Raw genomic sequence first — 26,529 nt, 5'->3', positions numbered from 1 at the left:
GATTAGAACGGTGTTCGGTATAGTTGGCAATGATTTTCAACAAGCTCTTTGGGGGTTCCGGATGTTCAGCGCTGTCCGAGGCAGGCTGGTGATCATCGGCGGCCTCGCTCTGATCGGCGCGGTCGCCGGCGTGCTGCCGTTCGTCGCGATCATCGAACTGGTCCGGACCCTCTGGCCCGGGCTGTCCGGCGGTCCGGTCGAGACCGGCCGGGCCTGGGCCGTCGTGATCGGCGGCGCCGCGGCCCTGGTCGTCGGGTTCCTCGCGGCCGTCGGCTCCTCCATGATCAGCCACCTCGCCGACAACGACCTCCAGCTCGACCTGCGGACCCGGATCGTCCGGCACCTCCGCACGCTGCCGCTGGGCTGGTTCGACCGGCGCTCCTCCGGCACCGTCAAGAAGCTGGTCGAGAACGACGTCGCGGCCCTGCACCAGCTGGTGGCGCACGCGATCCAGGACACGATCATGGCGATCGCCGTACCGGTGATCTCGCTCGGCTACCTGTTCGTCGTCGACTGGCGGATGGCGGCTGCGAGCGTGCTGCCGGTGCTGCTCACCGTCGTCCTCTACTCGATCATGATGCGGGGCGGCCAGCAGAAGTACGTCGAGTACGACGCGTCCGTCGTCCGGCTGAACGGCGCCACGATCGAGTACGTCCACGGCATCGCGGTGGTCAAGAGCTTCGGCCAGGCCGGCCGCAGCCACGCCCGCTACCGCGAGGAGACGCGCCGGTTCGTCCGGTTCTACGACGGCTGGATGCGGGAGACCTCCGCGCTGGCCAGCACCATCGAGTTGATCACCTCGCCGGTGATCATCCTGGTCTACCTGGGCGCGGTCGGGTTCTGGCTGGTCGGCGCCGGCCTGATCACTCCGCTGAACGTGCTGCCGGCCCTGCTGCTCGGTCTCGGGCTCACCGCGCCGATGCTCCAGCTCGGCGCCACCTCCCAGTTCCTCCGCAACGCCACCAAGGCCCGCGGGTCACTGGCCGAGTTCTTCCGGACACCGCCGATCACCGAGCCGGCGGACCCGGCCGAGCCGGCCGGTACCGATGTCGCGCTGCGGGACGTGTCGTTCGGCTACGACCATGATCATCAGGTGCTGCACGAGATCGCGGCCCGCTGCGAGCCCGGCACGGTGACCGCGCTGGTCGGCGCCTCCGGCTCCGGCAAGTCGACGCTGGCCCGGCTGGTCCCCCGGTTCTACGACCCGACCGCCGGCACCGTGGAGATCGGCTCTACGGACGTCGCGACGATCGCCGGTCGGCGCCTCTATGCCGACATCGGGTTCGTCTTCCAGGACGCCTACCTGCTCCGGGCCAGTATCCGCGACAACCTCCGGCTGACCCGGCCGGACGCCGACGACGCCGCCGTCGAGCGGGCCGCCAGGGCCGCCCAGATCCATGATCGAATCCTGCGGCTGCCGCGCGGCTACGACTCGGTGATCGGGTCGGAGGCGACGCTGTCCGGCGGCGAGGCCCAGCGGCTGACCATCGCCCGGGCCCTGCTCACCGACGCGCCGATCCTGGTCCTGGACGAGGCGACCGCGTTCGCCGACCCGGACTCCGAGGCGGCGATCCAGCACGCACTGTCCCGGCTCGCCGCCGGGCGCACCCTGCTGGTGATCGCCCATCGGCTGCACACCATCACCGGCGTCGACCAGCTGCTGGTGCTCGACGCGGGCCGGATCGTCGAGCGCGGCACCCATGATCAACTCGCCACCGCCGGCGGCCCGTACCAGGCGCTCTGGCAGCAGTACCAGCGGGCGCGGTCCGGAGCGAGCCGGCTGGAGGTCACCGGATGATCGGCAAACTGCTCCGGCTCACCACGGCCACCGGCCGGCGTCAGCTGATCGGCCTGATCACCACCATCGTGATCACCGCGGTCCTGCAGGGCGTCGCGTTCGTCGTGCTGGTGCCGTTCCTGACCTCCTGGATCGCCGGCGACACGACGGCCGCCACCGGCTGGCTGATCACGCTGGGCGGGATCGCGCTGCTCTACGGGGTGGCGTTCTGGATCGGCAGCCAGCTCGGCCAGCGCGCCGCGACCGAGGTGCTGCAGTCGTTGCTGGACCGGCTCGGCGACCGGCTGGTCGAGCTGCCGCTCGGCTGGTACGCGACGGACCGGTCCGGGGCGGCGGCGGACACGGCCACCCGGGGTGTGGTGTTCGCCTCGACGGTCCCGTACGCGATCCTGCGGCCGATCCTCACCTCCTTCGTGACGCCGGCGACCGTGCTGGTCGGCGCCCTGGTGATCGACTGGCGGATCGGACTCACCCTGGCCCTCGCCGTCCCGCTGATCTGGCTCTGCTATCGGTGGATCGCCCGCCGAATGGCCGCGGCCGATCGTGATCATGCCGCGGCGGTCGGCGACGCCTCGGCCCAGGTGATCGAATACGCCCGGGTCCAACCGGCCCTGCGCGGCGCCGGCGACAACGCGATCACCCGGCGGCTGGTGGCCGACGCCCTGCACGACCAGCACGCCGCGAACCGGCGGCTGATGATCACCGGTGGCACCGGCGTCGGCGTCTTCGGCGGCGTGGTCCAGCTGACGGTGATCGCGGTCCTCGTGGTCGGCACCTACCTGGCGCTGGGCGGTGACCTCGGCATCGGGTCCCTGATCGCGCTGCTCGTGCTCGCCGTCCGGTTCACCGAACCGGTCGTGCACTCCGGTGCCCTGGGCGGCGGGGTCGCCATCGCGAGCAACACCCTGGACCGGATCCAGGGACTGCTCGACGAGCCGGCCCTCGCCGAACCGTCGGTGCCCGGCCGGCCGGACGATTCGACCATCCGGTTCGATCGGGTCACCTTCGGCTACGGCGAGGAACCGGTGCTGCGGGAGTTGAGCTTCGAGGTCCCGGCCGGCAGTACGACCGCGATCGTCGGCCCGTCCGGTTCCGGCAAGACCACGATCATCCGGTTGATCGCACGCTTCTACGATCCCCACCGGGGCACCGTCACGATCGGCGGCACGGGCCTGCCCGGCCTCGGCACCCCGCAGGTCGCCGCTCTGGTGGCGCCGGTGTTCCAGGACGTCTACCTGTTCGACGCGACGATCATGGACAACATCCGGATCGGCAACCCGGAAGCCACCGAGGAGGAGGTCCTCGACGCGGCCCGGCGGGCCCGGGTGGACGAGATCGCGGACCGGCTGCCGGGCGGCTGGCAGGCCAGGGTCGGTGAGGGCGGCAGCAACCTCTCGGGCGGCGAGCGGCAGCGGGTCTCGATCGCCCGCGCCCTGCTCAAGCGGGCCCCGATCGTGTTGCTCGACGAGGCGACCGCGGCCCTCGACATCACCAACGAGGCCGCGATCACCGACGCCCTGACCGCCGTCCGGGACGGCCGCACCGTGGTCGTGGTCGCGCACCGGCTGCAGACCATCGCCGGGGCCGACCAGATCCTGCTGCTCGACGAGTCCGGCACCGTCGCCGAACGCGGTACCCATGCCGAACTGCTCGCCGCCGGCGGCCGCTACGCGCACTACTGGAACGAGCGCGTCGACGCGGCCGGCTGGCGACTCACCCCGCAAACCTGACAGGAGCCCACCCTTGTCCATCTCCGAAGCCGCACCAGGTCTCAGCCTGCGGATGAGTCCCCGGGACTTGATCAACATCGGGATCTTCGGCGCCCTCTACCTGGTGATCGTGTACGGCATCAATCTGCTCGGCTTCATCAATCCCACCGTGATGCTGGTCGCGCTGGCGGCCAGCATCGTGGCCGGCGGCATCCCGTTCCTGCTCTTCCTGACCCGGGTCCGGCACGCCGGCATGATCGTGATCTTCGCGGTCGTCACGGCCGGGATCCTCATGTTCGGTGGGCATCCGCCGATCAGCTTCGTGATCACGATCCTGTGCGCGCTCCTGGCCGAGGTTGTCGTCGCGGCCGGCCGCTACCGGTCCGGGCGGGCGAGCGTGCTGGCGTACGCGATCTATTCGGCCTGGTACGTCGGCCCGATGATGCCGATGTTCTACGCCCGGGACGACTACTTCGGCGGCCCGACGATGCAGAGCATGGGCCAGGATTACGTACGTCAACTGGAGGCGCTGCTGTCGCCGGGGATGCTGATCGCCTTCGACCTGTCGACCGTGATCTTCGGCCTGCTCGGCGGGCTGCTCGGCCTGCGGCTGCTCCGCAAGCACTTCGAGAAGGCCGGCCTGGCGTGAGTCCGGGGCTCCTGGATCCGCGGACGAAGCTGGCGCTGGTGCTGGCCACCAGCCTCACCGTGATGGCGCCGGGCGGTCACCGGTTCGTCCCGGCCGCGCTCGCCGCCGGGGTCGTGCTGGCCGCCACCGAGCGGGCCTGGCGGCGGATGATCATCCTGCCGGTGGCCGCCCTCGCCCTGGCCGGCGCCGCCTACCTGCTGCCGCCGCTGGCGCCGTACCCGGCGGTCGGCGCGATCGGCGTCGCGGCCGCGTACTTCCTGCGGTTCGCCGCCGTCGGCGGCGTCGCCGCCCACCTGATCGCCAGCACCCGGCCCGCGGAACTGACCGCGGCGCTGCGAGCGGTCCGGGTGCCGCGGGTCGTCACGGTCCCGACCGCGGTGATGCTCCGGTTCGTCCCGGTGATCACGGCGGAGGCGGCGGCCGTCCACGACGCCATGCGGCTGCGCGGCATCGGCGGCTGGACCGGCCTGGTCCGGCACCCGGTGCGGAGCATCGAGCGCTTCACGGTGCCGGTGATCGCGGCGAGCCTGCGGGTCGGCGAGGACCTGGCCGCGGCCGCGCTGCTGCGCGGGCTCGGCTCCCGGCGGCGGCCGACGTCGATGCGGCCGCCGCGCTTCGGCCCGGCCGACCTGCTCGGACTGATCATGGTCGCCGCCGCCGCAGCCGCCACCCTGCTCTGGACCGGTCGACCATGATCGACATCCGCGACGCGCACTGGCGCTATGCCGCCGCGGCGGAGCCGGCGCTGTGTGGGTTCAGCCTCGCCGTCGAGCCGGGCGAGGTCGTCCTGCTCTGCGGCTCCAGCGGCTCCGGCAAGAGCACCGCCCTGCGGCTGCTGAACGGGCTGATCCCGCACTTCCACGACGGCGAACTGCAGGGCACGATCCGGGTCGCCGGGCTGCCCGTACCGGACACACCGCTGGAGGAACTGGGCCGCCGAACCGGGTCGGTGCTGCAGCATCCGCGGCGGCAGTTCTTCACCGGTGCGGTCGCTGCCGAACTCGCGTTCGCCCTGGAGAACCTGGGCACCGAGCCGGCCGTGATCCGGCGCGAGGTGGAGCTCAGCGCCGCCGGCTACGCCCTGCTACCGCTGCTGGAGCGGCCGTTGGCGGCGCTGTCCGGCGGCGAGCAGCAGCGGGTGGCCTGCGCCGCCGCGGTCACCCACCGGCCGGGCCTGGTCCTCTTCGACGAACCGACCTCGAACCTGTCCGCCGACGCCATTGATCATTTCGTCGCGGGCGTGCGGCGGCTTCGCGCTTCCGGTGTCACCGTGGTGATCGCCGAGCATCGGCTGCACCCGTTGCGAGACGTCGTCGACCGGGTCGTCGTGCTCCGGGACGGCCGGGTCGAGGCCTCCTGGACGGCCGGCGAGTTCCGCGGTCTCGACGACGAGTCCCTGGCCGCCGCCGGCCTGCGCGGCGATCCCCTGCCGGTGCCGGAGCCGCGGCCGGCTCCCCCGGACCATGATCACGGACTCTCCCTGGCGGACGTACGGTGCACCGTGCGGAAGCGCACCGTGCTCGCCCTGGACCGGGCCTTCTTCCCGGCCGGTGCGGTGACGGCGGTCCGCGGGCCGAACGGCGCCGGCAAGACCACCCTGGCCCGGGTGATCACCGGGCTGCAGCGGCATCGCGGCGTGGTCCGGCTGAACGGCCGGCCGCTCAGTGCGGCCCGGCGGCAGCGGTCCAGTGCGCTGGTGATGCAGGACGTCCAGCGGCAGCTGTTCACCGACCGGGTGGCGTCCGAGCTGACCCTGGGCGGCCCCGCGGCCGACCGCGAACGGGTGACCGGGCTGCTCGCCGAACTCGATCTTCTGGCGGTACGGGATCGGCACCCGCTCGCCCTCTCCGGCGGCCAGCAGCAGCGGGTCGCGATCGCCGCAGCACGGCTGTCCGGCAAGCCGGTCGTCGTCTTCGACGAACCCAGTTCGGGCGTGGACCGGCGGCACCTCGCCTCGATCACCCGGGTGATCCGCGAGGTCGCCGACGCGGGAGCCGTGGTCGTGGTGATCAGCCACGACGAGGCGCTGCTCGGCCCGGTGGCCGATCACGCCCTCGAGCTCGTACCGCCGAACAGCGAATCACCCCACGAACAGGAACGGGATCAGGCATGGGCACGATGACCACCACCACGACGACAGCCACGACGCGCCGGCAGCTGAAGCTGGTGCTGGCGACCGTGTTCGTCGCCTACCTCGGCCAGTTCACGCTGAACCCGATCATCGCCCCGCTGGCCCGCGAGGTCGGGCTGGCCGAGTGGCAGATCGGCGTGACGATCGGCGCCGCGGCGCTGATGTTGGTCGGCACCAGCCAGTTCTGGGGCCGGCGGTCCCAGTCCTGGGGTCGCAAGCCGGTGCTCACCGGAGCGCTGGCCCTCGGCGCGGCGACCATGATCATGTTCACCCTGGTGGCGATCCTCGGCATGCGCGGCCTGATCGCCGGGACCGGTCTGTTCGTCCTGTTCGTGCTGCTCCGCGGCCTGTGTTTCGGCATCGCCATCTCGGCCGTCCCGCCCACCGCCCAGGCCTACATCGCCGACGTCACCGAGCCCGGCCGGGAGCGGATCTCCTGGCTGTCCGGGCTCGGCGCCGCGCAGGGGATCGCCATGGTCGGTGGCGCCGCGCTCGGCGGCGGCCTGTCCGCGTTCGGGCTGGCGACGGCGCTGATCGCGGTGCCGGTGGTGCTGTCGGCCGGCCTGCTGCTGGTGATCATCACCCTGCGCCGGGAGCCGCCGGCGGCCTTGATCGAGAAGCCCGTCCGGCCCCGGGTGAGCGACGGCCGGATCTGGCCGTACCTGGTGGCCGGGTTCGGCCTCTACACCGCACTGGGCTTCATCCAGGTCGCCACCGGCTTCATCGTCATCGACCGGTTCGGGCTCGATCCGCAGACCGCCGGGCCGCTCACCGGCGGTGCCCTGATCGCCGCCGGCGTCGGCGTGATCCTGGCGCAGTCGGTGATCGTGCCGCGGACCGGCTGGCGGCCCGGCACCCTGCTCCGGGTCGGTTCGGCCAGTGCGCTCGCCGGCTATCTGATCATGATCCCGGACGCCGGTCCGGTGGTGCTGATCGGTTCGATGCTGGTGATCGGGCTCGGGCTGGGGATCGCCGGACCCGGCTATCTGGCCGGGCCGACGATGTCGATGCGCCGCGAGGAACAGGGCGGCCTGGCCGGCCTGCTCACCGCGAACCTCGGCCTGACCTTCGTGATCGCCCCGATGGCCGGCACCACCCTGTACGGCCTCCAGCCGGCCCTGCCGATCATCGCCTCGGCGGTGATCATGGCCGCCGTCACGGTGTTCGTCGCCGTGCATCCCCGGTTCCGGCGCGTCTCGGCCGAACCCGTCCCGGCCGGGTAGTTCTCACCGAGGGTCGCCTCGAGGTCCGCTACGCCCGGAAGGACGCCTGGTTCTCGATCCGGAACGTGGTGTCGCCGGTCCACCGGGTGAACGGGAGGAACTGCAGTTCGGTGCTGCCGTCGTCGTTGAACCGGAAGCCCGGGTCGATCCCGTCAACCTCCACCTCCTGGCCGGAGACCGCCTTGATCGGATAGCCGTGCGTCTTGCCGTCCGGATGGGTCACCACCAGCGTCTTGCCGATCATGGTCTCCGGTACGGCGACGTCGGTGACGAACGCGTTCTTGGCGTCGCCGTCGGGCCGCCGCAACACCCCGGTGAGCTTGCCGGTGACCGGTCCGTCGCCGGTGACCTGGGCCGAGCCGTGGCTGAGAGCGGTGCCGCCGATCAAGATCAGCCGGGTGACCGTGCCGCCGACGATCCGGACCAGGCCGAGCTTGCCGGTCAGCGTCGCACCGCCCGCGATCATCGGCGACTCCGGGTCGGCCGAGCTGAGCACCAGGTCGGTCACGTCGCCGTAGCTGATCTTGACCGCGATCGAGCCGTCCGCGGCCTGGTCCGGGACGATCCGCTCGATCCGTTCGACCCGGGTCTGCTGCCCCGGCCCGTGCGGTTCGATCATGGTCACGAACTGGCTGCGCAGGTCGCTGCCGTCCTTGCGCAGCACCGCCGTCGGCAGCCAGTACTTGACCGCCTCGTTGTTGGTGTCCTTGCTGGTGCCGCCGGTCCGGGTGGCCCGCAGCGAGGGTGACTCACCGAGGAACAGCTCGGCCGCGCCGTCGCCGGAGAGGCCCAGGATCCTTGCCCCGCTGAGGTTCTGGCCCGCTGCGTCGACGGTGTTCAGGCGCAGCCCGTAGGCGCCGCCGGCCACCTCGCCGCGCTTCACCTTCCGGACGTAGATGTAGCCGTAGTAGTGCCCCTCGGCGTCGCCCGGGTCGAGCTCGGTGGTCGGCTCCCGTACCTGCACGCCTGCCGGCAACAGGTACGGGCCGTAGTCGGCGAGTTCGGCGTCGGCGGCAAAGGTCGCGTCGCGGTTGGCGTCACCGTGCAGCGCGTACTCGTGCCGCTCGCCGCCGGTGACCCGGAACAGGTCGAGCAGATAGCCCCCGTTGTCGTCGGCGCCGTCGAAGCCGATCTGCCACACCTCGCGGACGTACTCCGACGTCTCCGGGTAGGCGTCCGGCTCGGCGGCCCGCATCACCTGGACCAGCTCGTCGGTGTGTTCCAGGAGCTCGAGGTTGCCGCCGTGCTGGGCCTGGCCGGCCGTGATCATGTTCTTGCTGTTCACGACCACCGTGTTGTGCGCCAGGGTCGACAGCGTCCACTGCCGGTAGAACGTGTGCGTGTAGCCGATGTCGGGCAGCAGTTCCTGGCCCTCGGCGAACACGGCGAGGCTGAGCGGGTCGTAGTGGTGGTGTCCGTACTTCGGCGAGTACACCAGGTAGGCCTGGGTCGGGTTGCCGGTCGGCTCGCCGGCGGCGTCGCGTTCCGCCTGCGCGGCCTCGTCGAGCAGCGCGAACTGCACGATGCCCAGCTTGAAGTTGGTGGACGCGTCGTTCTTGCCGACGCCGACGAAGGTGATCACGTGCCCGCCCGCGGTCAGCTGTACGGAACCGACGGTCTCGAACTTCGCCACGCCGCCGGAGCCGTAGAAGTCGATCTCGCCGACCGCGGTCTCGTCGACCGACACCCGGTAGCGGCCGTAGCTGGCCGCCCGGAACGGCTGCAGATCAAGATCGAACGTGCCGGCCGCCGGTGCGTCGAAGGCGAAGCTGATCGACTGGCCGACGCTGGTCGCCTCCAGTTGGAGCGTGCCGCTGTCCGGGTATTCCGTGTGCGGTACGGACTGCGCGGTGATCTCCAGCTCCGGGAAGCCGAAGATCACGCCGAAGTAGTCGGACGGATCGACGGTCCGGCCGCGGGCCAGCCGGGCCACGCCGCCGGCCGGCAGCTGGAACGCCCCGAGGTCGTGCTGCGGCCGCCCGCTGGTCGCGTTCGCCCAGGTGTCGTTCATCGGGAACAGCTTCCCGTCGGGATAGGCGAGCCGGTTGGCCACCTCGATCGCGTTCGCCAGCACCGGGACCTCGGCCCCGAGATCAAGATCGGCGAAGCGCTCGCCCGACCGCGGCGACGCGTAACCCTCCGGGTCGGTCCAGCCGGCCAGCTGGTCGATCACCTGGACCAGGCCGTTGGTGGCCTGGTTGTGGTACGAGAGCGTGTTCTCTTTGTAGTAGCCGTCGAAGAGGTACGTGATCCGCCCGTACTCCCGGGCCCATTCGACGGTCTCGTGGATGTAGCTCGGATCGGCGAACGCCTTGCCCATCGCGATCAGGCCGACCGCGTTGGTGTAGTCCATGTTGTGGTACAAGATCACGTAGCTGCGGTAGAACTCCACCGACGGCAGCAGCATCTCGTTCTTGATCTTGGCCGCGACGTCCTCGCCGACCTCGTCGCCGAGCACGTCGAAGGCGTTCGTCGCGGCGACGGTGGCGTACGCGTAGGGCAGGTTGCGGAACGTGTTCAGTTCACTGGCCGACCAGCGGCTCCAGGTCCCGCCCCAGTAGTAGTTGACCGGCAGCGAGGCGGGCTCGGTCGGCCGGGTGAACCACGGATACTCGTTGGTCGGCACCCAGCCCGGGTAGACCTGCGCGAACCGGTGCATCACCCGGGCGGCGCCGAGCGGGTCGGTCTTGGCCAGGTCCTGCAGCCGGTTCAGCACGTACTCGCGGCGGCGGAACCACAGGTGCGCGGTGAGGAAGAACCGCCGGCCGGTGCCGGGATCCTCGTAGTAGCGGTACTCCTGCTGCTGGCCGAGCCGGTTGGTCACCGTGATCGACTTGTCCTCCGGATAGTCCGGATGGTTCGGGTAGCGCTCGTCGGTGTAGTTGGACTGCAGCACCTCCGGATCGTCCGGATCGAAGGTGTACAGGTTGTTCGGGTGCAGCTGCGGCTGGTCCGGGATGCCGACGAAGATGAACCCGTTCCGCTCGGAGATCCAGCTGATCAACCGCTCCACCTCGGCCGAAGCCGCCGCCGCCTTGACCGCGGTCGGCTTGCCGGTGCGGCCGGGCAGGGTGATCGCGGAGTCGCCGGCCCTGATCAGGGCGACCCTGTCGAAGGTCAGTACGGCCAGTCCGTCCGGCTGCCGCCGGTCGCCGCGCTCGATGATGATCTTGAGCTGGTACTGGCCCTTGCGGACCGGTCCCGGGTGCCCGAACCGGATCGTCACCTGCCGGGTCTCCCGCTCCGGCCGCGGATCGGTCACCGGCGCCCAGTCGCCGCCGGGCGATCGCCATTCCAGCCGGATCTCGTCCTCGGGACCGATGCCGTCCCGGTCGAAGGCGATCACCTTCTCGGTGAAGCTCGCGTACGTCAGCTGGGCGTTCGTGATCGGGTACGGCTCCGGCGGCGCCGGCCGGTCCGCGGCGGGCGGCGCGCCGAGGAACAGGCTGCCGAGCCGATCATGCTGGGTGACCTCGGCCCGGACCGGCGCACTGCTGCCGCCCTGGTAGGAATTGGTCGCCGTCCGGAGCGGCGTCCAGGAGCTCAGCGGCCGGGTCATCATGGCGTGCTGCAAGATCACGTTGATCCGCCACTCGGCACCCGAGTCGGTCCGCGCCCCACCGAGCGCGCTGAACGGCACCGCGACCTCCGCGGTGATCCCGCCCTCGACCGTCCCGGTCGCGCTGTCCGCTCCGGTCACGTCGGTCAGGCCGGGACCCCAGTCGTTGCGGTACTCGATGTCCGGCTGGTGCACGGTCACCGGCAGCCGGAAGCCGTCCGTGCCGTTGTTGATCAAGATCTCGATCGAGGCCAGTGAGGCGGCGCCGTCCGGATCGGTGTAGCGCACGGCCAGGTAGAGGGCCGCGTCGTCGTAGGCGATCTTGACCTCGGCCTCGCCGTCGATCGCCTCCAGGTAGTACGGCGTGACGAAGCCCGTGATCGTGGCCGCGTCGGACCAGATCTCCTCGTCCAGCCGGCCGTCGATCGTCGGCGCGGCCTTGCTGCGGGTCGCGATCGTCCACCGGTCGGTGGCGAACGCGACCGCTCCCTTGGGCAGGTCGCCGCCGCCGAGGCCAGGATCGACCGGCTCGTCGGCCCAGGCCCGTTCGGTCGCCCCGATCAGGCCGGGGACCAAGGATGCGGCCAGTGCGGTGATCAGAAACCGTCGTCGTTCCATGTCGCTCTCCCCTGTCGATCTGCGATCGATCCGAACCGAGCCGCCTGGTGATCAGGACCGCGCCGCCGCGGCGGCCAGCGCGTCGGCTTCCGCTTCGGTGATCACTCCCGCCGCAGTCAACTCCTCGGCGACGCCGGCCACGTGCGCCACGAACCGGCCGCGGGTCGGCCAGTCCCGGTCGTCCAGGATCAGGTCGTTCACGGTGCAGCCGTCGTCCGTGTAGCGATTGCCGACGCCGCTGTCCACCGCGCCGGTGAACACCTTCGGGCGAAGATCGGAATCCGGGCAGGCATCCGCGGCCGGGCGGTAGCGCAGCAGCCGATTGATGTTGGTGCCGTCGCCGTCGTGCAGCAGATAGAGATCACCGCGCGGATCGACGGTGAGCCGCCGGGTGCCGCCCTGGCTGATCATCGTCGCCTGCTGGGACAGCGGGTCGATCCGGAACAGCCGGGCCCCCGAGTGTCCGTAGACGTACTCGCCGCCGACGATCACCAGGTCGCCGTCGGTCTCGCCGGCGGTGCCGTCGAAGATCTTGGTCGTCGACAGCACCTCGTGCGTCTTCGGGTCCAACACGAACAGGGTTCCGTCGGCCAGTCCCCACAGGTTGCCGTCGGGGCCCGTCAGCAGCGCGTTGATGCTGTACGCACCGGGCACCGGAGCGAACTCGCCCGTCTTCTCGCCGGTCACCGGATCGGCGGTGAACAGCTTGGCCTCGGTCGCGATCGGGTCCGTTCCGCCGCCGCCGGCGATGCTGGTGCCGCCGTAGAGAACGCCGTCCAGCAAGGCGATCGAGGACACGGTCTGGTTCTCGACGATGTGCCGATGCACCTGGACCTGGCCGGAAGCGAGATCGACGACGGTCAGCGCGCCGCCGTGCTCGCCGTAGTCCGGAGTCGTGCCGGCGTAGAGCTTGCCGTCGGCGGCCGCCATCGCGGTCGGCCGGTTCTGTTTGTGCTCGTCGGCGAGGCTGACCAGCAGCTTCGGATTCCCGCTGCCCCACGGCGACTTCGGGTCGTACTCGCGCAGGCTCCCGGTCGGGTAGGTGCCGATGTAGAGCTTGCCCTCGTACCAGGTCCAGCCCTCCACCTGGCCGAGCCGCGGGAACTGCTGCAGGGTCTCGGTCGCGGGATCGTACACACCAAGATCACCATTGATGTACGCGCTGGTGTAGACCTTGCCGTCCCCGTCGGCCCCGGCATACAGCTGGGACAGATCGACCGGCACCGGAGCGAACGACAGGCTGTACCGCTCCAGGGTCGGGGCCTGCGGATCGAAGGTGAACGCCCGGCCGGCGTAATTGCCGGCGAGCCCGTACAGGACCTGGCGGGACGGATCCTCGGCCGACGGCAGCCAGCTGAAGCCGATCCCGGCGCCGTCCACCGCGGCCGGTGCGCCGTCGATCAAGATCGGCCGGGTGGTGCTGGTCTCGAGGTCGTAGACCCACAGCCCGCCCGCGGCGGTGTAGTAGACCGAACGGCCGTCCGGCGCCAGCGGCGCGGTGCCGCGGGAGGCGATCGGCACCCGGTCGACGGTCTGCCCGGTCGACTCGTCCTTGATCGGAATCAGCTCGCCCGAGACCGGGTCCATGACGGCGAGCTTGATGTCCGGTCCGTTGTGCACCTTGATCAACAGCCGGCCGCCGGCGTAGTCCAGGTCGTAGACGAACGCGTAGCCGGCCAGTGCCTCGGGCAGCACGTCGGTCCGCTCGCCGGTGGCCAGGTCGATCCGGACCAGCCCGGCCCGCGCCCCGATCCCGGCGAACAGGTAGCCGTGATCATGGTCGTAGGCGACCGACCGGACATAGTTCTGCTCCGGATCCATCCGGCCGAAGTCGGTGACGCCCTTGGTCGGCGAGTACGAGAACAGATGCGCGTTCGGATAGGTGCCGCCGAAGATCGTGCCGTCCGGACCGGGGACCAGGTGATAGAGCAGCCCCTCGCCGGGGATCGGCTGGCCGAGGTCGGTCATCCGGTCGGCCGCCGGTTCGTACCGGTAGAGCCGGCCGTTGTTGTAGCTGCCGATGTAGATGCTGCCGTCGCTGGCCGTGGTCGCACCCCAACCGCCGGAGGCCCCGGGCAGGGCGATCGTCTTGATCAGCTCCCGGCTGCGCACGTCGATGATGTTGAGCTTGGTGTTGTCCCCGGCGACCACCGCATACACGCAGTCGGAGCCGCCGGGGCACTTTCCGTAGGTGCCCTCCATCACGGTCAGCGACGTCACCGTCGGACCGAGGTCGGTGAACGTCCCGGCCGGCGGATCGGCCGCCGCCGGGGTCGTGCCGTTCACCGTGATCACCAGCATCGCCGCGACCAGCGCCGCGATCAGTCCCCGAAACCGCATCGGTGCTCCTCGGCTCAGTCGGACCAGGTCCGGAGTTGCGGGATCCGTGCCTTGCGGCCTTCCGCAACGTCGTAACGGAAGCCGGCGTCCGGGTCGGTGTCCTTGACGTAGCCCCGGATGAAGGTCGTGTCGGTGGTGATCTTGAGCGTGCTGCCCGAGCCCTCGGCGGCGGTGATCGCGTACGCCGCGTTGCGCTCGCCGTCGTCCTCGGCGTAGACGTACCGGCCGACCAGGTCCTCCGGCTTGAGGTCGTAGTCCTCCCAGGGCTGGTCCAGGGTGAGGGTCAGGACGTTCTCGTTGACCAGGTCCCGGGTGAAGTCGGCCACCACCCCGGTGATCGGAGCGGCCGTGATCTCCAGCTCCGTCGCGCCGCCGCCGCTGACCTTCGCCACCGCGATGTCGGAGCCGGAGGCGCGGACCACCTTGTCGCCCTCGAACCTGATCACCGCGAGCCGGCCGGTCACCTCGACCCGGCCGTCGACGACGAGCGTGGTCTCGGGCCGGACGTTGTGCACGACGTAGTCCACCCGTCCGTCGGCGAGCGTGATCTTGACCGCCGCCGCGTCGTCCGGGTCCAGCGTCCCGCGGGGCACGATCCGGGCCGGCTCGATCTTGCTGATCTTGCGCTGCCCGAGGTAGGGCTCGAGCACCGAGACGAACTGCGTGGTCAGCGCCGAGGTCGAGCGCCGCCGGGCGAGCAGGTAGCGCAGCGACTCCGGGTTGCCCGGCTTGTTCTGCGGCGGGATGCCGTCGGCGAAGGCGACCTCGTCGACCTTGGTCAGCATGGTCAATCGCAGGTGGCTGTCCGGGTCCGGATCGTGCACGTTCCAGGTGTCCGGCACCTTCCAGTCGACCGAGAACGCACCGGCCACGTCGGCGTCGCGCTCGACGTTGACCAGGTAGTCGAACCCGTTGGCGTCCGGCCGCGGGTTGGCCAGCGGGTCCGGCGCCGGCACGTCCGGGCCGGCGTAGTTGCCGCGCCCCTGCGCCACCAGCTCGAGCCCGGTCGTAGTCACCGCCGGCGCCACCGCGTGGAACGAGTACAGATGATCAGTGCCGCCGCGGACCCGGAACACGTCGACCAGGTACGAATCGGCCTCGTCGACGTCGACCATGATCACGCTGCGCCGGTACCGCGACGTCTGCGGGTACGGCTTCGGTGCCTCGACGTCGACGTACCGGACGCCGTTGCTCCCGGTGTCGCCGAAGTCGATCGGCCGGGCCACCAGCTGGGTCGTCTGCGGCTTGGCGTCCACCAGGACCGTGTTGTTGGCCACCGTGGTCGACTCCCACTCCCGGCGCAGCGCCTTGCCGTCGGCGTAGGACGGGTAGCCGAGCGGCGAGGCGAGGTCGAGCCCGAAGCCGTACAGGTTGATCGCGAGGGTGTTGCGATGCCCGTGCCCGAACGAGATGCCGTGATAGAGCCAGGCACCCCGTCGGTCGTCGCCGGCGCCGGTGCGCAGGGCGGCGAAGCCGTGGCCGGTCTGATGATCACTGGGCAGGTCCAGCTCGCCGTGTTCGGCGATCACGTCCCGGATCCGCTGCTGCAGCCCGTCCACGTCGGTGGAGAAGATGTCGGTGTAGAGGTTGTCGGCCGAGTTGCCGTTCTGCTGGTACGCGAGCTGGGCGTCGACCACGCGGCCGTACTTCGCGTAGGCGGCGGTGAACTCGACGGCGGTCGCCAGGATGTAGGGCTGACCGGTGGTGGCGCTGTCGCCGATGCTCGGCGTGTACCGGTTGATCATGGTCAGCTTGCCGCGGGTGGTCACCATCGCCTCGTACTTGGGATTGGCGTAGATGTCCGCGGCCGGATAGGTGTCGTAGCCGTCCAGGATGTCGGCGATCGACTTGAGGTGGCCGATGCCGAGCCGGTTGTAGCCCGGCGCGCCCTCGTTCAGCCAGCCGTTCCGGTCCAGCACGTTGATCAACTGCGGGCCGACGTTGCCGCCGGTGCAGCGGTACGGGTTGGTCAGGATGCCGCCCGCGGCGAAGACGAAGTCCAGCCATTCCTTGGACTCGGTCGGCTCGTCGAGCACGACCGCCGACAGCGCCAGCGTGCTCTGGTGCATGCCGAAGTTGCCGAAGATCTGGGTGGTCTTCACCGCCGGGTAGATCTGGCGCAGGATGCCGTTCTCGAGGTTCAGCCGGATGTCGGCCGTGGTGGCCTTCGGATTCAGCCCGTACTGCTGCGACTTCGCCGACAGGAATTCGATCACGCCGGCCTGGTCGGCGTCGGCGATGGCCGGGTAGAACGCGTCGTAGGCCGCGACCATGTTCCGGGCCAGGCCGGTCTCCCAGATGCCGCCGATCACCTTGCCGGTGCCGCGCAGCCCGTCGGAGTGGAAGTACCCGTCGGCACGCTTGTACGGCGCCGTGTCCATCGACGGGTACGCGTCGGCGACCCGGTCGAGCAAGATCAATCCGGCGTGCGCGTACTTCTGATCACCGGTGTAGAGGTAGCTGTCCCGGAGCGCCGCCAAGCCGGTCCCGAGCAGGGAATAGCCGGTGCCGGCCAGCGCCGTGTACCAGCAGAACCAGTGGTTGTAGTAGGCGACGAAGGTCCACTTGTGGCCGTCCTCGTCGATCCAGCCGAAGCCGTCGTCGACACCCCAGTCCGGCCCGCGGTCCGGGTAGAGCTCGTTGACCAGGAACTGCGGATCGGCCAGTTCCCGGTTGAAGTTCCCGTGATCATCCAGGCCGCTCGCGTAGTAGGACGCGAAGTCGTTGGTCGGGAAGACGTAGTCGCTGGACGGGTCGACCAGCTTCCAGGGACGGGCGATCGGGTCGGCCCGGTACGGGTACGCGCCGTACTCGTAGACGTCGGTGCCGGTGATCGGCGAGCCGAGGTCCTGGTTCACCGCGTAGCTGCGCGGCACACCCTGGGTGGAGACCGCGCCCCACAGTTGATCATCCGTGAGCGCGACCAGCCGGTCCGCCAGCGGCTTCACGCCGGCAGCAAGATCACGAGCCCACGGGTAGGCCGCGATGTTGGCCCGCGCCGCCGTGATCTTCTCCGGCGTGTAGTAGGTGGCCCGCGTCTTCACCGGCGCGTCGGCCAGGACGGCCGGCTCGGCGGCCGCCGGCAGCGCGCCGACTCCGCCGGCCGCGGCACCGGCGCCGACCAGTCCGGCCAGTCCGGCGGCCTGCAGGAACTGCCGACGGGTCCGCGGCGGCAACCCTGCCGGGGTCCCGAATGGGGTCTGATGTGAGTGATCAGCCATGCCTGTCTCCTCCGTCGGGCGGCGATCTATGTCCCAGACTTTCGCATGAACCCGCCATTAACGACAAGACTCAAATCACACTTTTCTACGTCCGATTTGGTCGAGTTACGGCACTTCTGGCAATTTCGGCTATAGAGTTCGCGCTATGGCTGTCCATAATTCCGACGCAACGCGCGAGGAAGTCACCATCGGGCTGGTGGGTGCCGACGAGTTCGTCCAGAAAGCGGCGGAACTCGCCCGCAGCAGCAGTTACCCGGGCCTGCGGTTGGTGCCCGCCGTCTACCGGCGCGAGGACCAGGCCGCCGAGGCGGCGAGCAAGATCACGGACCGGGTCGACGCGATCCTGTTCGCCGGTCCGCTGCCGTACGACATCGCGATGAAGGCCGGCGACCTGACCGTTCCCGCGACCTATGTCCCGACCGGCGGGCCGGCGCTGCACAGCACCCTGGTCCGCGGCATCCGGTCCGGCGTGCTCGACCCGCAACGGGTCAGCATCGACTCAATGGGCGAACGGGACGTGCTGGACAGCTATGCCGAGATCGAGATCGACCCGAAGGACGTGCACTACGTCCGCTACGACGAGTCGATCACCCCCGAGGGGTATCTGAAGTTCCACCTCGACCTGTTCCGGTCCGGCAAGACCAGCGGCGCGATCTCGACCATCCCGACCGTGATGGCCGGCCTGGCCGCCGAGAACGTACCGGCGCTGAAGATGTCGCCGTCGCCGCTGACCCTGCGGCAGGCCCTGAACACGGCCGTGCTGACCGCCAGCGGGGCCAAGTTCTCGGAGTCCCGGATCGCCATCGTGCTGGTGCAGCTGGCCGACTCGGCGTTGCCGCCGCGAACCAGCCCGGCCCAGTACTGGTACCAGGATCTCCGGCTCACGCTGCACCGGGAGCTGCTGCACGACGCGCGGCGGATGGACGCCATCGTGCTGCCCCATGATCAGCGCAGCTACATGGTGATCACGACGCTCGGCATGCTCCGGCCGGTCACCGATGATCTTGCCGTCGCGCCGTTCCTGGCCCGCGCCAGCGCGTCGCTGAACGTCGATCTCGAGGTTGGGATCGGGCTCGGCCGGTCCACGGTCGAAGCCGAGAACAACGCGTACCGGGCGGTCAGCAAGGCGTCCGCCGAGGGCGCCCGGCAGGCGTACCTGATCGGGCCGGACGAACTCACCCTGCGACTGCCGGCCAACCCCGACGGGGACAGCGATCCGACCCCGCAGCGACCGACCGAGTCCAAGGACCAGGCGCTGCTGCGCACCCTGGTCGACAAGCTCGGCGAGGAGGAGGCCGACTCGCTGGTGATCGACGCCGAGCGGGTCGCCCAGCTGTTGCAGGTCACGCTGCGCACCGCGCGCCGGACCCTGCAGGGTCTGGTCCGGGCCGGACTGGCCTGGCCGATGCCGCCGTCGCGGTCCCGGAAGGTCGGCCGCCCGCCGATGCAGTACCAGCTGCTCGGCGAGCGGCTGGAGGGCTCGGCGCCGGCCAACAACGTCCCTAAGTCGGATAATAACGCGCCCAAATAGCAGTTAGTGCTTGCCCCTAAACCGGCAGATCGGGCAGAGTAGGTCCGTCGGTCCGGCCAGCATGCCGGACGGTTCTCACCCAGGAGGTCCTTCGGTGTCTCGTCCCCAGTCCCCCGTCCAGGTGCCCGCGCCCAGGCTCGGGGTCGTGATCGACGAGCAGGCGACCCGGGCGGCGCACGCGGCGGGCGACGACGCCTGGTGGCTGTACGCGACCGAGGTGCTCGGCCATGCCGGTCTTGATCATCGGCGGCTGGGCTCGGTGCCGGCGGAGCTGGCCGACCTGGACGTGTTGATCATCGCGTCGCCGCAGCGGCTGGCGGCCGAGTCCGTACGGGCTCTGGACGGCTGGCTGACGGCCGGCGGGACCTTGATCATCACCGCGGTCGTGCCGGAACTGGACGGGCTCGCCGGGGTGGCCGTCGGCCCGGCCCGGATCGAGGACACCGTCACGCTGGCGGACGATCCGACCTGGACGACCCGACCGGAGCTGCCGCTGCGCGGGATCGGCGGCCGGGTGCTGGCGTCCGCCGAGGGCGCCGAGGTGCTCGCCGGCTGGTCCGACGGCGCCGCCGCCGTGGTACGGAAGCGGCACGGCGACGGCACCGTGATCAGCTACGGCGTCGACCTGTGGCGGACGATCGTCACCATCCAGCAGGGCTATCCGGTGGCCGGCGACGGCAAGCCGGCACCGGACGGGACCGCACCGATCGACGACGGGATCCTCAAGTGCGAGGACGGGATGGCGCTCGACTACGCCGACCGCGTCCTGCCGCCCGGTGAGCCCGAGCTCGCCGCCGACTTCACCCACAGCTACCCGCCGCCGAGCGCCGTACCGATCTTCTCCACGGCCCAGGCCGACCAGTGGTGGATCACCCTGCTGCAGCAGATCTGGGCCGCTCATGATCATCGGCGGCAGGCGTCCGCGTGGCTGCACTACTGGCCGGCCGGCGTCCCCGCCATCGCGCACATGTCCCACGACGCCGACGGCAACGTCGAGGAAGACGGCCTGGCCGCGCTGGAGGCGTTCGCCGAGGCGGAGGTCGCGGTGACCTGGTGCCAGGTGTTCCCGGGCGGCTACTCCCCCGAGCTGTACGCCAAGATCGGCGAAGCCGGGCACGAGCAGGCCCTGCACTACAACGCGATGGGCGACGCCGACCTGGCCAACTGGGGCTGGCCGCAGTTCCGCGCCCAGCACGCCTGGGCGCAGGCCGTCACCGGCACCGACGCGATCGTGTCCAACAAGAACCACTACACCCGGTGGGAGGGCTGGACCGAGTTCTACACCTGGTGCGAGCGGGTCGGGATCAAGATCGACGAGTCCCGCGGGCCGAGCAAGCAGGGCACGGTCGGCTTCCCGTTCGGCACCGCGCACCTGTCCTTCCCGATCGGCGACCTGTCCGTGCACAACCGCCCGATGGACGTGCTGAACCTGCCGCTGCACACGCAGGATCTCGCCTGGGCCGGTCACCTGGCCTGCCGCGACGTGATCTTGGACGGCGCGGAGGCCGTCCACGGCGTGGCCCACTTCCTGTTCCACGGCCCGCATCTGCGCGGCAAGCCGGCAACCCGGGCCTCGTGCCCCGAGGTGGCCCGGCTGGCCCGGGAACGCGGCATGGAGTGGTGGACCGCAGGCCAGCTCAGCGAGTGGGAACGCGCCCGGCGCGGTGTGCGGGTGACGATCACCGAGGACGCCGACGGCTGGCTGGTGGCGGTCGAGTCCGAGCAGCCGATCGCCCGGGCCGGCCTGGTGCTGCAGCTGCCCGGCGCCGATCAGGCGCCGAGCGCGGCCACCGAGGGCGCCACCGTGTCAGAGGTGACCCGGCACGGCCGCCGCTTCCACGAACTGGCGGTGGACCTGCCGGCCGGTTCGAGCAGCTGGCGGATCACTCGCTGACCGGCCGGTAGGTCAGGGCGACGACTCCGTTCTCGAAGGTCTGCGCCTTGATCAACTCCAGCCGCAGTTGATCATCGAGCCGGCCGTACCAGGTCGCGCCGGGTGACTGGACCGGGTGGACGAAGAAGCGGTATTCGTCCACCAGCCCGAGCCGGACCAGGGTCGCGGCCAGCCGGGCGCCGCCGGAGAGATGGATGTCCGCACCCGGCCGAGACTTGAGCTCGCGGACGAACGCCCCGAGCTCGTCGTCGTCCCGGACCGGCACGACTTCGGTGTTGTGCCAGTCGAGCGCGAGGTCCGGGTCGGACGTGAAGACGTACTTCCGGTAGGCGTGCATCTTCTCCGCCATGGCGAGATGGGTCTCGCCAGCACCCTCCTGGTTCCGTTGGCCCGGCCAGAAGTCGATCATCTCCGCGGCGGTGACCCGGCCCACCAGGATGGTGTCGAACGTCGCGTAGCCGCGGTCGATCTCGCGGTAGTGATCATCGCTGATCCCGGACGTCCAGGCGTCCGGATCGTCCAGCCGCCCGTTGACGGCGGTCATCATCGCGAGTACGAGCTTGCGCACTTGGTCCTCCTGGGTTCTCGGCTTCTTGTCCCGGAGGCTAGGCGGCGCGCCCGATCAGGTCTTGTACAGAAGGGACAGCTGTCCGGCCGTGCCGTCGCGCAGCGCGCCGGCGGGGTGGCCCAGGAACCGGGTCAGCGAGCGGGACAGGTGTGGCTGGTCGAAGTAGCCGAGCTCGTGGGCGACGTCCGCGATCGGTTGTCCGGTACGGATCCGTACCGCGGCCGCGCGGGCCCGTTCGATCTGCCGCACCGTCGCGGCGGTGAGTCCGGTGGTGGCCAGGAAGTGGCGCCGGACCGTGCGGACCGTGCTGGCCGGCGGCTCGCCGCGCAGGCTGTTGATCACCAGCGGGTCGCGGAGCAGGCGCCCGGTCCTGATCAGCCGCCGGACCAGGTCCTCCGCGTCGTCGTAGGCCGGCAGCGGGAGGGTCACGTCGCCGATCCGTACCGAATGCCTGGAGGCCGAGAACTCGGCCGCGTCGTCGACGATCCGGTCGGTCGCCGGCTGGGCGAGCCGCAGCCCGAGCGCCAGCCTGATCCCGACGAACTCCGACTCGGGCGGCACCGGTGCCGTCGATGCACAGGCTTCCGGACCCTGGGCCGCCACCCGCCACTCGCGACCGACCCGCCAGGCCACCAGCGTCCAGTGCGCCGAGGCGACCGACGTCATCGACGTCTCGTGATCACTGTGGCTGCGCCAGACCCGTTCGATGGCCGGTGAATCGGATGCGCGGTGCTCGAACTGGATCGCCATGATCAGCCGGCGACGAGTTCCAGCTCGTTGCCCTCCGGGTCGGCCACCAGCCAGCGGGTGGGCGCGGCCGTGTCGTCGATGATCATGCCGCCGGCACCGAGCGCGGCGGCGAGGCGACCGGGCGCCTGAGCCGGCGGTACGGCGAGGCGGAGCCGGAGCCGGTTGCGCTGCGCCCGCCGGGCCTCGTCCTCCTCCTCGAGCTGCTGGAACCACATCACCGGACCCCGCCGTCTCGGGTCGACGATGTCGGTGAGGAAGCTTCGCGGATCCGGCCGGTAGCCCAGGGCGGCGAGCCAGAACCGTTGCACGGCAGGAATATCGGCCGCATCGATCGCCGCCTGAAGGTGCCGGAGCCCGGTATCCGAGCCCGCCACCAGACCGAGGTCCCGGGCCGCGGCCTGGACCGCACGGGCGACCTCGCGGAACCCGGCGTCGAGGTCGAACCGCTCGTCCTCCTGCTGGTCCTTCCCGGAGTCGATGATCACGGTGCCCGGCCGGAGGTCGATGATCAGCGGCCGGCCCGCATCGTCGGCGACGGCCGCCACCGCAGCGGCGAGCTCGGCCGCCTGGGCCGGGCCGGCGGTCGGGTAGCGGACCATGGCTCCCATCAGTTGCCGCCAGTCCGCCAGTTCGTCCGTGTCGTCGAGCCGGGACGGTGGCCTCGACGGAATGCACACCTCGTTGCCGTCCGGGTCCGCCGAGATCGCGCCCCGGACGACGTGCCCGCCGACGCGTTCCAGCTCGGCGAGGCGGTCCGGACCGAAGGCCGTGCCCGCATCCACGTCGAGATGGATCCGATTCCGCAACGGCCGGACCTCATCCGTCACCGCGAACCTCAGGACGGGATCCCGATGCAGCGGGTCGACGAGCTCGTCGCCGACAGAGCGGTAGTCGCAGACGAGTCGCCAGTAGCCGCGCACGGCAGCCGGATGGGGCGACTCGATCGTGATCCCGATCCGTTGCGCGGCAGTGGGATCGGGGCGGAGCCCGGCCCGCCGGGCCAGGTCCGAGATCGCTCCGGTCAGTGCCGGAGGCTGACCCTTGGCGTCGTACGGGACCCGTACGGAGACACCGGTCCGCCGCAGCCCGAACTCGGGCAGCGGCCCGGGGGCCGCCAGCCGTGCGACGTCGATGATCAACTCCGCGCCCGCAGCGTGCGACGGGGCCTCGAACCAGCATTCCGCCGCACCGTCGACCAGGGCCCACTCCCCCGCGCCGCCGGCTCCGAGGTCGGCTCCGATCTCAGCCATACCCCTGAGCATGCCAGAGGACCGCGACCTGACCTATGGGTTCCCGCCGGCGGATCGGTGACGTACCTTGATCATCATGGGCCGTGACTCGATCCTGCTCGCCGTCGATCATGATGACGAGGCCTCCCCGACCGTACGCTTCGCCGCCCAAGAGCTGCGCCGGCTCCTGTTCCGGCTCACCGGCCGGCCGGTGATGCTGCTCGACGCCGCGGCCGCGCCCGTCGGCGCGCTGACCCTGAAGGTCGAGCCGAATCCGTCCGGCGACCCGCTCGACGACGCGATCGCCATCGACACCGCCGGAGCGACCGGGACGATCAGCGGAGCCGGGCCGCGGGCCCTGCTGATCGCCGTCTACCGCTACCTGACCGAGCTCGGCTGCCGCTGGGTCAGGCCCGGTCCCGACGGCGAGTACGTACCGTCCGTTGACCTCGACCACACCTCGATCAAGATCACCGAGCGGCCCGGATTCCGGCACCGCGGGGTCTGCATCGAGGGCGCCAACAGCCTGACCAATCTGCTCGACCTGATCGACTGGCTGCCGAAGGTCGGCCTGAACAGCTACTTCATCCAGTTCGAGGATCCGCACGTCTTCCTCAGGTCCTGGTACGAGCGCAACGGAGATCCGGCCGGCCGACCAAACGCCTACCCGCGCACCGAACGCACCGCTGCCGCGCACCGGGCCCTGCTCGACGGGATCGAACTGCGCGGGCTGAGCCACCACGCCGTCGGCCACGGCTGGACCTCGGGCGTGATCGGGGTCGCCGCCGACGGCTGGAACGCGGTCACCGGCGCCGAGTTCCGGCGCGAACTGGTGGCGCAGGTCGGCGGCGTCCGGGAGCTCTGGCAGGGCATCCCGCTGAACACCGAGCTCTGCTACGCGCGGCCGGAGGCGCGCACCGCGATGGCCCGGCTGATCACCGATCACGCCGCCGCCCACCCGGAGATCGACGTGCTGCACGTCTGGCTCTCCGACGGCACCGCCAACCACTGCGAGTGCGACGACTGCTCCCGGCTCCGGCCCGCCGACTGGTACGTGGCGGTGCTCAACGAGGTCGCCGAGCTGCTCGCCGCGGCCGGCTCGCCGACCAAGATCGCGTTCCTGGCCTACCACCAGCTCCTCTGGCCGCCGCTGAGCGCGACGATCGCCGATCCGGACCGGTTCGTGTTCATGTTCGCGCCGATCCGGCGTGATCATCGTCGCTCGCTGGCCGACGCCCGCCCCGGCCCGCTCCCCGACTACGCCGGCAATGCGACAGAACCTCCGCACAGCAGGGCCGACCACCTGGTCCTGCTGCAGGCCTGGCAACGGGTCTTCGCCGGATCCTCGTTCGACTTCGACTATCACCTGATGTGGCAGCACTGGTTCGATCCGGGCCAGTTGATCACCGCCCGGGTGCTCGCCGACGACCTCCGGTTCTTTCCGGAGTTTGGCCTGGACGGGCTGATCAGCTGTCAGTCGCAGCGGGTCTTCCTGCCGCACGGCTTCGCGATGACGATCATGGCCCGCACCCTGTGGAATCCCGGGACCGGCTTCGACGCCGAACTCGATGATCATCTCGCCGCGACCTACGGGCCGGACGCCGCGCTGGTACGACAGCACCTGGAACAGCTCTCAGCCGACTTCCTGGACTGGAATCTCGACCACCGGCTGCTGCACCGGCCGAGCCTCGACCCGGCCGGGATCGCCCGGACCGCCGAGCGGCTCACCGCGTTCGGTGCCGTGATCGATGATCATCGCGACCTCGATCATCCGGTCTGGGCCGCCTCCTGGCGGGCGCTCGCCTTCCATCGCCAGCTGTGCCTCGGGCTCTGCCGGGTATTCGAGGCCGCGTCGATCCAGGACTGGGCGGCGACCCGCCGGCACTGGGCTGACCTGAAGACGACCGCCTGGCACGGCCAGGACGCGTATCAGGCGGTGTTCGACGCCGGCCTGTTCAGTCAGACGATCGAGCGCTACCTGGATCGGCTGGAGCCAGCAGCCGGCTGATTCGATCATGGAGCTGGTCCTCGGTGCCGGGCAGATAGCGCCCGGTCCGGAGGTGCCGTTGGTTGGAGTCGAGCACCTCGTAGCCGTACTCCTCGAACTGCCGGGCGACCGGGACATAGCCGACCATCCCGTTCGCATAGCCGAGCGGGAACACCGCGCCGAACCGCTCACCATGATCACGTTTCAGCCGGAGTCCGTGCTCGACCGTCATCTCGCCGGCCATCGCGATCATGGCCACCGAGTCGCCGAAGGCCACGGTCTGCAGTTCGAACGGCACCCGGTCCAGGTCCGGCACGCCGCGGTCCAGGCGGTCCAGCAGGACCTCCGCCCAGTGCCGCCGGAACGAGGCCGTCGGCCGGTCCCGCTCGGCCTCGAGCGTCGCCCGATCGACCGGCTCGGTGCGCAGGACCTCGATCCCGGACCCGACCCTGATCAGACCGGTCACCGGCGTCAGTCCGGACCGGATCACGGCCGCCACGGCCTCGCCCAGCTCGGCCCCCAGCTCCCGGACCTGCTCCACGGTACGGGAGCCGAACACGTCGGCCCCGGCCTGCTCCGGCCGCGGCTTCTGATCACCGGCGCAGCCCTGCAGGAACAGCGGCTGCGCGAACGGGAAGTCCTGCTCCAGCCGGTCGTAGGCGAACCCGACGTAGTCCCCGCCGATCCGCAGACCGCTCCGCGACGTCGGGTGACAGGCGTAGTTGATCATGATCCCGCGGAGCATCCCGTCGGCGGCCGACTCGACCGTGATCACACCCACCTCATGATCGGTGAGACCGTCCGGATGCGGCAGCATCGCGTCGAACACCCGGCCCGGCCGGACCGGGTCGGGCCGGCGCCGGTTCATCGCGATCGCACACTCGCCGACGCCCCAGCGCAGCACGGCCGGATACCGGTGCCGGGCAGCGATCCCGGCCGCGTGCGCGATCTTCTGGATCGCCGACTCCAGATAGTCCTCGTCGATCCAGCCGTGCTCGGCGTAGTCGGCTTCCCGGATCGCCGGCCCGCAGTGGGTGTGCGAGGCGTTGAGCAGGATCCGCTGCTCGGCGATGCCGGTCCGCTCGGCGAGCGCCCGTCGCAACCGGGGCGCCTGGTCGTAGCAGCCGAGCCACTCCAGGGCGACCACCAGCAGGTCGGTCCGGCCGTCGTCGATCACCGTCGCCACGGCGCGCAGCGGGTGATCGACTCCGGTACTGGTGTGCTGTCCGCGAGCGGCGAAACCGGCCAGCGGGGCACCGACCGGCGGCGTGATGTCCGCCGTCGCGATGCCGACCCGGTACCCCGCGGGCTCGGTCATGATC

Annotated in this window: 16 protein-coding genes; 9 read left to right on the top strand and 7 right to left on the bottom strand. The window is 70.6% G+C overall.

Translation table 11 applies throughout. The annotated features are described in order from the left end of the window. The first annotated feature begins 61 nt into the window (after positions 1-61). From ACFQU4_RS00940 to ACFQU4_RS00915, 6 genes are read left to right on the top strand one after another with little or no spacing between them, the layout of a single operon-like run. Positions 62-1,798 (top strand): ABC transporter ATP-binding protein, encoded by a 1,737-nt coding sequence (locus ACFQU4_RS00940; protein ID WP_377485743.1) that lies wholly within the window; start codon positions 62-64, stop codon positions 1,796-1,798. After that, positions 1,795-3,528, top strand: coding sequence for an ABC transporter ATP-binding protein (locus tag ACFQU4_RS00935; RefSeq protein ID WP_377485741.1), 1,734 nt, complete (start codon positions 1,795-1,797; stop codon positions 3,526-3,528). The genes ACFQU4_RS00940 and ACFQU4_RS00935 overlap by 4 nt, the downstream gene beginning before the upstream one ends. A 13-nt stretch (positions 3,529-3,541) precedes the next feature. Continuing rightward, positions 3,542-4,156 carry an MptD family putative ECF transporter S component gene (locus ACFQU4_RS00930; RefSeq protein WP_377485739.1) on the top strand — a complete coding sequence of 205 codons (615 nt, stop codon included), beginning with the start codon at positions 3,542-3,544 and terminating at the stop codon, positions 4,154-4,156. After that, positions 4,153-4,851, top strand: a complete 699-nt coding sequence (locus ACFQU4_RS00925) for an energy-coupling factor transporter transmembrane component T (protein ID WP_377485737.1) — start codon at positions 4,153-4,155, stop codon at positions 4,849-4,851. Before ACFQU4_RS00930 ends, ACFQU4_RS00925 begins: the two co-directional genes overlap by 4 nt. After that, the gene (locus ACFQU4_RS00920) at positions 4,848-6,278 is read left to right on the top strand and encodes an ABC transporter ATP-binding protein (protein ID WP_377485735.1); all 1,431 of its coding nucleotides are present in this window, start codon (positions 4,848-4,850) and stop codon (positions 6,276-6,278) included. Before ACFQU4_RS00925 ends, ACFQU4_RS00920 begins: the two co-directional genes overlap by 4 nt. Next, positions 6,275-7,510 (top strand): MFS transporter, encoded by a 1,236-nt coding sequence (locus ACFQU4_RS00915; RefSeq protein ID WP_377485733.1) that lies wholly within the window; start codon positions 6,275-6,277, stop codon positions 7,508-7,510. The genes ACFQU4_RS00920 and ACFQU4_RS00915 overlap by 4 nt, the downstream gene beginning before the upstream one ends. 28 nt (positions 7,511-7,538) lie before the next feature. On the opposite strand, the gene ACFQU4_RS00910 is transcribed toward ACFQU4_RS00915, so the two are convergent. The 3 genes from ACFQU4_RS00910 to ACFQU4_RS00900 are packed head-to-tail and all read right to left on the bottom strand — an operon-like array spanning position 7,539 to position 17,248. Then, positions 7,539-11,687 (bottom strand): heparinase II/III family protein, encoded by a 4,149-nt coding sequence (locus ACFQU4_RS00910; RefSeq protein ID WP_377485731.1) that lies wholly within the window; start codon positions 11,685-11,687, stop codon positions 7,539-7,541. 51 nt (positions 11,688-11,738) lie between these two features. Next, a complete protein-coding gene (locus tag ACFQU4_RS00905; protein ID WP_377485729.1) occupies positions 11,739-14,027 on the bottom strand; it encodes a hypothetical protein in 2,289 nt (762 codons plus the stop codon). Between the two features lie 14 nt (positions 14,028-14,041). Beyond that, complete coding sequence (locus ACFQU4_RS00900; RefSeq protein ID WP_377485727.1) at positions 14,042-17,248, bottom strand: heparinase II/III family protein; 3,207 nt, start codon at positions 17,246-17,248, stop codon at positions 14,042-14,044. Positions 17,249-17,393: 145 nt separating this feature from the next. Here ACFQU4_RS00900 and ACFQU4_RS00895 point away from each other — a divergent pair, with 145 nt between their 5' ends. Beyond that, complete coding sequence (locus tag ACFQU4_RS00895) at positions 17,394-18,779, top strand: hypothetical protein (protein ID WP_377485725.1); 1,386 nt, start codon at positions 17,394-17,396, stop codon at positions 18,777-18,779. A 94-nt stretch (positions 18,780-18,873) separates the two neighbouring features. Then, the gene (locus tag ACFQU4_RS00890) at positions 18,874-20,673 is read left to right on the top strand and encodes a hypothetical protein (RefSeq protein ID WP_377485723.1); all 1,800 of its coding nucleotides are present in this window, start codon (positions 18,874-18,876) and stop codon (positions 20,671-20,673) included. On the opposite strand, the gene ACFQU4_RS00885 is transcribed toward ACFQU4_RS00890, so the two are convergent. From ACFQU4_RS00885 to ACFQU4_RS00875, 3 genes are read right to left on the bottom strand one after another with little or no spacing between them, the layout of a single operon-like run. Then, entirely contained in the window at positions 20,663-21,241 is a 579-nt protein-coding gene (locus ACFQU4_RS00885; protein ID WP_377485721.1) for a dihydrofolate reductase family protein, read from the bottom strand. The genes ACFQU4_RS00890 and ACFQU4_RS00885 overlap by 11 nt on opposite strands. A 54-nt stretch (positions 21,242-21,295) precedes the next feature. Beyond that, complete coding sequence (locus ACFQU4_RS00880; RefSeq protein WP_377485719.1) at positions 21,296-21,991, bottom strand: helix-turn-helix domain-containing protein; 696 nt, start codon at positions 21,989-21,991, stop codon at positions 21,296-21,298. Between the two features lie 2 nt (positions 21,992-21,993). Beyond that, positions 21,994-23,241 carry a VOC family protein gene (locus ACFQU4_RS00875; protein ID WP_377485717.1) on the bottom strand — a complete coding sequence of 416 codons (1,248 nt, stop codon included), beginning with the start codon at positions 23,239-23,241 and terminating at the stop codon, positions 21,994-21,996. A gap of 76 nt (positions 23,242-23,317) precedes the next feature. Between ACFQU4_RS00875 and ACFQU4_RS00870 the strand changes: the two genes are divergently transcribed. Next, a complete protein-coding gene (locus ACFQU4_RS00870) occupies positions 23,318-25,228 on the top strand; it encodes a DUF4838 domain-containing protein (RefSeq protein ID WP_377485715.1) in 1,911 nt (636 codons plus the stop codon). Here ACFQU4_RS00870 and ACFQU4_RS00865 read toward each other — a convergent pair. Beyond that, positions 25,176-26,525, bottom strand: a complete 1,350-nt coding sequence (locus ACFQU4_RS00865; RefSeq protein ID WP_377485713.1) for a neutral/alkaline non-lysosomal ceramidase N-terminal domain-containing protein — start codon at positions 26,523-26,525, stop codon at positions 25,176-25,178. The genes ACFQU4_RS00870 and ACFQU4_RS00865 overlap by 53 nt on opposite strands. Positions 26,526-26,529 lie beyond the last annotated feature (4 nt).

It is taken from the genome of Microlunatus sp. GCM10028923 (assembly GCF_042666975.1).
Lineage (GTDB): Bacteria > Actinomycetota > Actinomycetes > Propionibacteriales > Propionibacteriaceae > Microlunatus.
This window is presented reverse-complemented; position numbering and strand designations above follow the sequence as displayed.